The following is a 9431-nucleotide window of genomic DNA, read 5'->3' as shown; positions in this document are numbered from 1 at the left end:
GTTTCGATCCACGCTCCCGCGCGGGGAGCGACGCTTCCTGTTTAACGCATTGGCACCGCGTTCGAAAGCATCCGATCAGCGCGAACCTTGATCGCGCAACATGATGGGAGGGCTTTTTTCCCGTCGCCTGAAAAGTATCGCTCACGATTTCAAAGAGCTGCTCTGGCGCGAAACTGCCGGGAAGTGACGACACGCTTCAGGTTCGCGCCCTTCGAGGCGTAAAGCGACGGTTTGAGCCAGCGGAGCTGATACCTCGTTAAACGATCAGCGTACCACCGAGGTCGGCCGCAGGCTTCGCGCCGACATGCTCGACCTTGCGCTGCCAGTTCGCCCCGAGATGATAATAGCGCAGGCTGTCGTGCTTTGGGTCGATGATGGCTTCAAGCCGCGCCTTCAGACGCGTCCACTGGGCAGGATCGACCTCGATTTCGAAAACCGAGAACTGCACACGCTGACCGAAATCGCGGCAAGCCTTCGCAACGGCGCGCAAGCGCGCCTTGCCGTCGCCTTCGATCGTGTTGACGTCGTAGGTCACAAGCACAAGCAAACGCGCCTCCTATTTCCAGAACCAGGGCGGATAAGCGTCGATGTCGCCTCTCAGGTGCCGGGCGAGCATCTGCGCCTGCAAATAGGGCACAAGACCAAGCGGTGCCTTCTCGTCGAGGAACGGATGCAGGCGCTCGTCCTTCTTGCGCTCCTGCCACGCGGTCAGGACAACTTTACGGGCGTCGTCCTTGATGCGGACGGCGCCGCTATCCTCGGTCACGAAATCGCTGGCCTGAAGCTGCTGGCGGTTGATCAACGAAAGCGCCAGCCGGTCGGCCAGCACGGGCCGCAGTTCTTCCATGAGGTCAAGGGCAAGCGATGGCCGCCCCGGACGGTCTCGGTGCAGGAAGCCGACGGCAGGATCGAGACCGACGGCTTCAGCCGCAGAGCGGCAGTCATGGGTCAGAAGCGCGTACAGAAACGACAAGAGCGCGTTGATGGGATCGAGCGGCGGCCTGCGCGACCGCCCGCGCCAACGAAGTTCTGAGGCTGGACTGAGGATCAGATCGTCAAAAACCGAGAAATAGAGGTGGGCCGCCTCGCCCTCCGAGCCGCGCATGGCATCGGTGCTGTCGTCCTTCCGCTCGGCGCGGGCGATGATATGCGCAAGCCGATCGACAACGTTTTCGATGGCGGCTCTTCGTTCGACTGCAAACCCCGCGCCGTGATCGCGCAGGGCACGCATCAGAACGGCCCGCTGGTTGGCGATCTTGCCGACCACCAGCGAGCGCACGATCTCGGTGGGCGCATCCGAGACGCGATATTGCGCGCGGCGCAGAAGCACATTGCCGCTCACCGGCCCTTCAACGCGAGCCTGAAAGCGGCCAGCTCGGTCGAGAAGGACAATGGTTATGCCGGAAGCCGCGCAGGCACCGATCAGCGCAGGCGAAACGTAAATCGCGCCGAAGAGCACCAAGGAAGACAGCATGTGGAAGGGCACCCGCGCCCGTTCCGCGCCGTCCACCTCCGCCACGAGGTTCTTGCCATCCTTGCGAAGGCTCGCTCCCTCGGTTGTGATGTAGACGGTGTTGAGCAGCTTCTTCATCGGCTTTCTCCCGCCAGCGGTCCAATTCCGACATTTGCGTCGAGCTGCAGCGCCCTCACGAGCAAATGCCGCCTGGTAACTCTATGATTCCAAAGACGCCTTTGAATTTGCCCCTTGAGCGAGCGCTTGGAGCAAAGAGGCTCAAATGTCAAATTCGCTCCGTCAGCATGCGGTCGACCGTGCGACGCCGCCAGTCGCGAACGGCGCGCCCAGCGATTTGCGGCTTGCAGAGGCCAGCGAGCGAGCAGGCGCGGCAGCGGCTGCGCTGCTGCGTCGGCAACGGGGTGTGGCGCGATGCAAACACATCCCGCAGCGCGTCGATGGTGGACATGGTCAGCGCCCTGAGATCGCTGTCGAAGGCGACCTCCACTCGCCGCTTCGTCTCCGCATAGAAGAGCGCGCCTGCGGGGACTGCCTGAGCGGTCATGTCTTCGAGGCAAAGCGCTTGCGCGCAGAGCTGCACCTCGTCGGCGCGATGGGGCTTCGGCTTGCCGCGCTTGTATTCCACCGGAAACGCGATCTCGTGATCTCCCTCTGCGCGAAATTCGACGAGATCGGCGACGCCCGCGATGCCGAGGCGTGGCGAGCCGATGGCGAGCGCCGTCACACGCCGCACGCCGCGAACGCGCCGACCGCCCGGCTTGTCGGCGGCAACGTGCAGGACGTGGCCTTCGGCTGTGAAGCGGTTCTCCTCCCATAGGCGTTCGAGGTGGATCAGCGCCGCCTGACGGAGACAGTAGACCGCATGCTGCAAGGCGGAAAGCGGGATCGGTTCCCGCTCTTCCATCAGCGCGCTGGCCTCATCTTCCATCACAGCCGTTCGATGATTTCGACGCCGTCCGGCAGATTGGCGCGGTCGATCTCGACGATGTAGTTGGTGAATTTACGGGCTGGCGGCGCATTGTCGATCCTTCGATCTTCGACGTCGCGAAACTCGCCATCGATGTTGCGGCCGATGCGGACGCGCTCGAACAAGGCATGAGCGGATGCCTTGCCGAGCGCAGTATCGTGCTTGAACACGATCAGCTTGCGGCTCGCCATCTCTCCGCGTGCTGCGGAGTGGTCATGTTCGAACATTTCGGCGAGCGCGGTGAACAGCAGTTCGAGATCGTCCTCGCCGAAGCCGGTCCGCTCGGCAAGCTTCGCCGAAATGAAGCCATGGGCACGATAAAGACCGTAGGGCACGATATGCTTGCGCCCCATGGTGCGGTTGTCGGTGCGGTCGACGCTGTCGTCGCCCTCGGCCTTCTGCTTCTTTTCAGCTTCGTTCGTGGCGGCCATGCGCGTGATGGAAATTTCCTGCGCGATGATCGGCTCGATGGACTGGGCGAAGGCGATTTGCACGGGGCCGCGCACCTGCCCGCAGTTGATGCCGGTGGACATGACGGCGCCGAAGGTCCGGACATCGAAGAAGTTGGCGCACATCCACGCGGTGAGCGCGTGCGCCTCATCGTCGGTCCTGGGATTGAGCTTGGCGGCCTTGTCGGTCTTCGGGTCGTCCTTGTACGGAGCAACCGCCTTGTAGGCTTTGCGGTGCTGCTCGTTCAAGATCGAGCTTTCCTGCACGTAGATGTGTCGCCCCTCCTCGCCGCGATGGGCAAGTTCGACATAGTTGCGGATCTTGCGCTTCAGGCTGACGTCGGAGACGAGACCGAAATTGGTCTCCGGGTCGATGCGCGGCATATTCCCCGCGTCGGGGTCGCCATTGGGATTGCCGCGGGTAACATCGAACAGCAGGACGAAATCGTAGCGATTGGCGATGGCGGTCATTGGGCGGTCTCCTCGACGGGCGTACCGTTCTTGGTGGATTTGAAGAATTCGTTGCGCTGGTGGTAGTAGCCAAGGCCGAACAAGGCCTGATCTTCAGCATTGAACGCAACCGGATAAGGGTCCTGATCCGGCGACATCTGTCCCATGATCTCAGCCAGCAATTTTTCGAGTTGCACTCGCCTGCCCGGCGACTGTTTACGTATCTTGGCTAGGTGATGCTTAGAGTTGCTCTCCAATAGGCCAAATACCTTGCGCGGCTGCGCAGACGCAGCGCCATAATATTTATCAGTAATAGTCGCGTTGACCTTGCCGCCCAGCGCGTCCGACTGTATGCGCTCGTAAACGGCGAACAGGCGGCCAAGCTGATAGCCTTTGCTTGGATAATCGGGCTTCAGGGCCACGGGCGTATCCTTCCTGTTGTTATTGCGAATGAGGAGCGCCTTCAGGATCGCAACCCTTAGCGCATTGACATCCTCGTCGGCGCGAAGGCGCATCAGCACGGTCGCGAGCAGCGTCTGCGGATAGCGGGTGCCGCCGAGGATCGCGCGCATCCATTCGCCGGCGAGATTGGGCGGCACGTTCTCGCGCTTCTTGAGCACGGCGGTTTCAGCGAGATATTTCCAGAGCGCTGGCTGGCCGTCGCGGGGCGGCGGTTCGATCCGCATGTCGGCGAGGAAGCGCTGATAATTCGCGGCGATGGCGCCGAAATCATCCTCGAAATAGAAGCGGATGGAGAGGCGGGCAGCGTTTGGCGCGAGGGCGAGGACGTAAAAGCGAACGCCTTCGGCCAGTTCGGGAGCGACCGACGCAAGCGGCTCGCCATCGCGAATTTGCTTCAGCCTTGCGCCGACGATCTGCGCCTGCATTCCCTCGTCGACGACCAGCGAACCGTCGTCGCCGTCATCCCAGAGACCGGCGAAGATGTTTTCGGCGGCGACGGCCTTGTTCGCGTCGGACGCGTCGGCCCAGAACACGACGGACGCATCGCCGATCTGGATGCGGTGGCCGCTGTCTTTTTCAAGGAAGCGGTTCAGCGCGGTCGTGTAGGCGAAGGTCGCCGCTTCGGACACCGGGGCGTTGTCGCCTTGCTCGTGGCCGTAAGAGGTAAATGCGTCTAGATTGAAAGAAACGATGGAGGCGCCCGCCGTCTGGGCTCCCCAAACACCTTTGATCGCAGGATGCAGGCGAGCAACCGGCGCATTTATACCGGTGACGAGGCAAATTGCTTCTGTTCTTTCACCCTCTGCTGAAAGCCGCGACCACAAGGCCTTTGCGGCGGGGCGATCATGCAACCAGATGTTAGCCCTGCGATCGGCTTCAAGACAGAAGACCACATTCTGGTCCTTCATCTCCTCAGGCCAGCCGAAATCTTCGAACCGGCGGGGGGACCACGTCTTCAGGAAGCTGATAAAGGCCCGCAATCCTGGATCAGCCGCATCCCGCAGCGATTCGAGATGGTAGTCGCGAAAGGCTTTATGTCGGGGCGCTGCATCCTTTCCCCCGTCACCGCTCACTCCCAACGCATAGGCGGTATTGTCCCAAAGGAAAAACGAACGGGGAGTGATCCCCGGGCGTTTGAAGGAGGCCGGAACTGCGACTGTGCGCGGCGTCCGCTTTTTGTCGTTTTGGCGGAGGTCGACCGGCGGGCAGGCCACCGAGCCGTCCTCATTGAGCGGGATAAGAAAGGCGATCTTCTCGGACGAAAACCCGAAAGGCGGCGCGTCGGGCAGCCGCTCGTAAGCGTTTGCAAGCGAGGCGAGAATGCTCATCGGCGCACCTCCGGCGCGTTCGGATGCGGCACCTTCATCACACCGTCCCGAAGCTCGGCGCGGAAGAACAGCGACGGGCGACCGTGGGCGGCGTGGTCGATGTCGAACAGCATGAAGCCGAGGTCGCGCGGCGTGGCGCCGAAACCAAGCGCGGAAGTACGATGTTCCGAGGCGGCCATGGGCGGCGGCATGTCGGGCGGCAGAAGCTCGAAGCGGGCGTCGAATTCGCGCGTGCCGAGACAGGGTTGATGGAAGCACTGACCGCGCTCTGCCCGGCGGTTGAAGATGTCGAGGTGCTTGCCCTCATTGTCGTCGGGGCCAGCGCGCCCGGTCAGTTCGAAATGCGCGGCGATCACATAGGCGACGTCGACCAGCATGGTTGCGGCGCGCTGCTGGCGATCCTCGTCCACCACGATCTGCAAGTCGCCCAGATCGCCCCGGTTCATCGCCTGTTTGATCTTGCCAGCTGGCGCCTTGTGGCCCACCTCGTTGCGCCGGATCGACTGAAAGCGGATCGGCTTCAGCACGTGGATCTCGTCGACGATCCAGCGGATTGCGGGCTTCCAGTGAATGGCTTCGAGGATGCCGCGCGCAGAAGACGGAGTCATCACATCATAGGAGACGCGCTCTACCTTCATCTCGGGGCGCGTAAAGCAGGCACGTTCGCCGGATACTAATAGTCGGATACCGTAGAGCATTTGGGCTCGCCTCCCCTAGATGAACGTCTGGTCATCTCCGAGAAGACTGCCATCCTCCCAGATCAGCCCCGTTTCCTTCGTGTAGAGATGCGGCGCTTGAAGCACTGCGAACTGGTCGCCGCGAATGTCCTCCGCCATGAGAGTCACATGACCGTTCGCCATCAGGAGCGCGCGCGCCTTAGGCGGCACCTGCACGATGTAGCCCTGCAACTGGCGGGCGAGCTTGCCCGAGGGAATTGCTGCATTGCCGAGATCGGCGACTGCCCTTTGGGCAGCCTCGTCGCCCGGCACGATCACCGGCAAGAGACCGCTTTCGATCACGCGAAACTTCTCGCCGACGGTGCGATACTGGAAATACGTTCCGTTAGGATCGATCTTGAACTCTCTGAGAAGCTTCTTGCCGTCGAGCCCGTCGCCCACGCGCCAGAAAACCTCCTCGAAATAATCCTGAATTGCAGCGGGTGAGAACAAGTCGGCGTGCTTGTCTCTAATGCGCGAGAAATCGCCGATGAGCCCCTTGATCTCGCTCGGCACCAAATCCCCGACCGCCTCGAACACAGTGACGACGCTGGCATCTGGATCGCGGCGGCCTTCACGGTTGCAGCGACCCGCAGCCTGCGCGATTTGGTCCAGCCCCGCCTCGGCGCGAAAGACGCGGGGGAAGTCGACGTCGACCCCGGCTTCTACCAGCGATGTGGCGATCAGCCGGCACGGGCGGTCGTTCTCCAGTCGCGCGCGCACATCGTCCAGAATCTCCCGGCGATGCACCGCATATTGCCGTGTTGTAAGGTGCAAAACGCCTTCGAGCCCGGCAGCATGCGCATCGCGATAGAGGTCGAGCGCATGGGCGCGGCTGTTGACGATGACGAGCGCCTGTCGCTCGAGGCTCATTGCATCCACCAGCGCGACGTTGTCCATCGGTCCGGCGAAGTCGAGCCGCGTTCGCCTGAGTTCGCGCGCAAGGCCAGCCGGGTCCGGCGCAAGTTCGCGGCCGTCCAGCGGCAGGCCGGGGAACCCCTTGCGCGCGCCCAGTGCAGGCTGCGTCGCCGTGCAAAGAACGACGGTGCACCCGTAATTAGCCGCCAGTTCCTCAATCGCCCGCATGATCGGAAGCAACAGGTGACGCGGCAGCGTCTGCGCCTCATCCAGTACGATCACCGACTCCGCGATGTTGTGCAGCTTGCGGCAGCGCGACGGGCGCGCGGAGAACAGGCTTTCGAATAACTGCACCGTCGTGGTAACGACCACGGGGGCGGCCCAGTCTTCCATGGCGAGGTGAAGCTTGTCCCGGCTGGAGAGGTTTCGGACTTTCTCCTCGTCGATGGCGGAATGGTGCTCAAGCACTATGTCATCGCCGAAGAGATCGCGGAAAATACCCGCGGTCTGGTCGATGACAGAAGTGAAGGGTATGGCGTAAATGATGCGCCGCATGGCATGGGCGCGGGCATGGTCGAGCGCGAAGGCGAGCGAGGTCAGCGTCTTGCCGCCGCCTGTAGGCACCGTCAGCGTGAAAAGGCCAGGCGCTTCGTTCGCCTCGCCGCGCACATTCGTGAGCACCCGCTGGCGCAGCCGGTTGACGGGCGTGTCGCTTCCAAGCGCTGCCTTTTGCACAAGTTCGCTGTCGAGGCGCTCGCTCAGCGCGGCCAGAACATCGCGCAGCGTCGGCCAATCGCGATCAGCCGTCCGCCCCTCGATCCGATTGTAATACGCCTCTGTGTTCTTGAAGTCAGCGTCAACCAGACACGAGAAAATCATACGTCCGAGAAACGACAGCCCGAACTCTGCGGCTTCCTTTCTCTGGTAAGATACAGTAGGTGCGAGATCGCGGACATTCAAAGCCAGTTCGGTACGCCAGACCGGATCGAGGCAGCTTGGATCGGCGTCCAGCAGCCGCTGCTTCAGGGAGGAGTTATCGCCTATCCTGTCGGGCAAACCCGCGTGATGGCCTGCCACGGCGTAAGCGATCAGTTCAGCCATCCCCCGATCGCGTGGGCCGGCGAGATCAAGTATCAGCGCCGCCCCTGCTATCGAATGATCGACACGGATGCAGCTTCCCTCAAGACGGCGTTGGAAATCGGGATGGTATTTACCGAGATCGTGCAAAAGCCCGGCAACCCTAGCCGCTCGATCTCCTCTCCAGGGGGCACCGAATTGCGCGGCAAGCGCCGCAACTTCCGACAAATGCTCAGCAAGAGGCTGCCAGTCGCCCTTGCCGTCATCTTTTGAAGAATGCGCAAAATACATATCGCTTCGATATTGTTAAAGTAAGCACAATGATGCCAGAAGCTGTGTTCCTGCCGTATGTATAATTCGACCTTTCCACAACCAATCAACTGAGTGGGCCACGATACCGCGACCTCTATCCAACGTCGCGACGTTCTGTGTTCGTGGTATACAGAGCGTCAGAGCTTGTGCACCGTCACAGCCCGAGGGAACAGGCGTTCAGGCAGTTTGCGAATGCGACCGGCTTTCATTCCTTGACAGTAGGTCAGCGATGCGTCCGGCGAGCTAGGCGCGGAGATCGACGGTATTCCGCTTGGCTGTCTCGATCAGCGTCTAGATGGCAGCAGTGCGGTTCGCTGCCGCTATCCGAGCCGGGCCTGGAAAGCAGCGCCGCAGATCGGTGTGGACCGACGCGAGCGACACAGGGATCATCGTTCAACGCGCCCATCTCGGGTGCCCCTGACCTCGCACGCGCCACCCGTTTGCAAGCTCGACGCGATGTGGCTGTTGGCGCCGCTCGCTTCATCGGCACTCCTTGCGTAGAGGGCGCCTCAAAGAAACCGGAAGGAACGCGACGCGGCAGCCCTTTACGCCATGCTGTGCGAAATGCGGCTTGACCCGTGCCGTTGTGCTGCGCCTCGTGGGTGTACCGATCAGCGTCCATTGCTGTCCATGCCATCAGCCGTGTCTCATGGCGTCTCATGGGACGGGCTGAAACGTCGCCGTGTCTATGGGGATGCATCGGGATAGGTGCAGCCATGGAGCCGTTGGACACGCGGGGACGGGTTGGGCCGTGGCAGGTCGAAGCGGGCTGCTCCGGGTCCTTCCCGTCGAATGGGTCGACCGAGCGCGCGCACCGAGCCCGGTATTCGAGCGTTTTCGATTAAAATTTTAAATATTCCTCGGGCAGCACTTCGATGTTCGAGTGTGCGAACGGGCTAAATCGCGATATTTCGAGTGTGCGAACGCGTGATGGGAGTTTACCTCAGTTTACGCTAGTTTTTACGATAGTTGTTTTGAGCTTAGAAGCTTGATTTATAAGAAAAAATATATTATTTTATATATATTATCGTAACTATCGTCCACACCCTCTGTCACCCCCTGAAATTCATCGTAGAAGCCCATCGGACCCATCGGACCCATCGGACCCATCGGACCCATCGGACCCATCGGACCCCTCGGACCCCTCGGACCCCTCGGACCCCTCGGACCCCTCGGACCCCTCGGACCCCTCGGAGGCCCGACCTGTCACGATAATTACCAGAATACGATATTTACGGGAAAACGCCTTATGAATCAATTAGTTATGCCAAAATAACTAGGCTCAGGACTCATTGTTGAGGTAACCAGAAGATGACGGTTGCGGCGATGAGTATGGCG

7 protein-coding genes are annotated in these 9431 nt (G+C 61.3%); all 7 read right to left on the bottom strand.

What is annotated here, in order from left to right; all coding sequences use genetic code 11:
• Positions 1–256: 256 nt before the first annotated feature.
• The 7 genes from cas2 to EK416_RS07240 all read right to left on the bottom strand — a co-directional run bounded on the left by cas2 (position 257) and on the right by EK416_RS07240 (position 8072).
• Positions 257–547 (bottom strand): CRISPR-associated endonuclease Cas2, encoded by a 291-nt coding sequence (gene cas2 / locus EK416_RS07270; RefSeq protein WP_127076850.1) that lies wholly within the window; start codon positions 545–547, stop codon positions 257–259.
• Between the two features lie 9 nt (positions 548–556).
• Positions 557–1591: a type I-C CRISPR-associated endonuclease Cas1c gene (cas1c, locus tag EK416_RS07265; protein WP_127076849.1), complete on the bottom strand. Its 1035-nt coding sequence runs from the start codon at positions 1589–1591 to the stop codon at positions 557–559.
• A 148-nt stretch (positions 1592–1739) separates the two neighbouring features.
• Positions 1740–2402 (bottom strand): CRISPR-associated protein Cas4, encoded by a 663-nt coding sequence (gene cas4, locus EK416_RS07260; protein WP_127076848.1) that lies wholly within the window; start codon positions 2400–2402, stop codon positions 1740–1742.
• Entirely contained in the window at positions 2402–3361 is a 960-nt protein-coding gene (gene cas7c, locus EK416_RS07255; protein WP_127076847.1) for a type I-C CRISPR-associated protein Cas7/Csd2, read from the bottom strand. The genes cas4 and cas7c overlap by 1 nt, the downstream gene beginning before the upstream one ends.
• A complete protein-coding gene (gene cas8c, locus EK416_RS07250) occupies positions 3358–5130 on the bottom strand; it encodes a type I-C CRISPR-associated protein Cas8c/Csd1 (protein WP_127076846.1) in 1773 nt (590 codons plus the stop codon). Before cas8c ends, cas7c begins: the two co-directional genes overlap by 4 nt.
• The gene (cas5c, locus tag EK416_RS07245; RefSeq protein WP_127076845.1) at positions 5127–5828 is read right to left on the bottom strand and encodes a type I-C CRISPR-associated protein Cas5c; all 702 of its coding nucleotides are present in this window, start codon (positions 5826–5828) and stop codon (positions 5127–5129) included. The genes cas8c and cas5c overlap by 4 nt, the downstream gene beginning before the upstream one ends.
• Positions 5829–5843: 15 nt before the next feature.
• Positions 5844–8072, bottom strand: coding sequence for a CRISPR-associated endonuclease Cas3'' (locus EK416_RS07240; RefSeq protein ID WP_127076844.1), 2229 nt, complete (start codon positions 8070–8072; stop codon positions 5844–5846).
• Positions 8073–9431 lie beyond the last annotated feature (1359 nt).

Origin of the sequence: Rhodomicrobium lacus (assembly GCF_003992725.1) — a bacterium.
Classification (GTDB): Bacteria; Pseudomonadota; Alphaproteobacteria; order Rhizobiales; family Rhodomicrobiaceae; genus Rhodomicrobium; species Rhodomicrobium lacus.
This window is presented reverse-complemented; position numbering and strand designations above follow the sequence as displayed.

Bases quoted from the DNA above. Each gene is read 5' to 3' on its own strand.
- cas4 (WP_127076848.1), bottom strand. From the start codon at position 2,402: ATGGAAGATGAGGCCAGCGCGCTGATGGAAGAGCGGGAACCGATCCCG.
- cas5c (WP_127076845.1), bottom strand. From the start codon at position 5,828: ATGCTCTACGGTATCCGACTATTAGTATCCGGCGAACGTGCCTGCTTT.
- cas7c (WP_127076847.1), bottom strand. From the start codon at position 3,361: ATGACCGCCATCGCCAATCGCTACGATTTCGTCCTGCTGTTCGATGTT.
- cas8c (WP_127076846.1), bottom strand. From the start codon at position 5,130: ATGAGCATTCTCGCCTCGCTTGCAAACGCTTACGAGCGGCTGCCCGAC.
- cas1c (WP_127076849.1), bottom strand. From the start codon at position 1,591: ATGAAGAAGCTGCTCAACACCGTCTACATCACAACCGAGGGAGCGAGC.
- EK416_RS07240 (WP_127076844.1), bottom strand. From the start codon at position 8,072: ATGTATTTTGCGCATTCTTCAAAAGATGACGGCAAGGGCGACTGGCAG.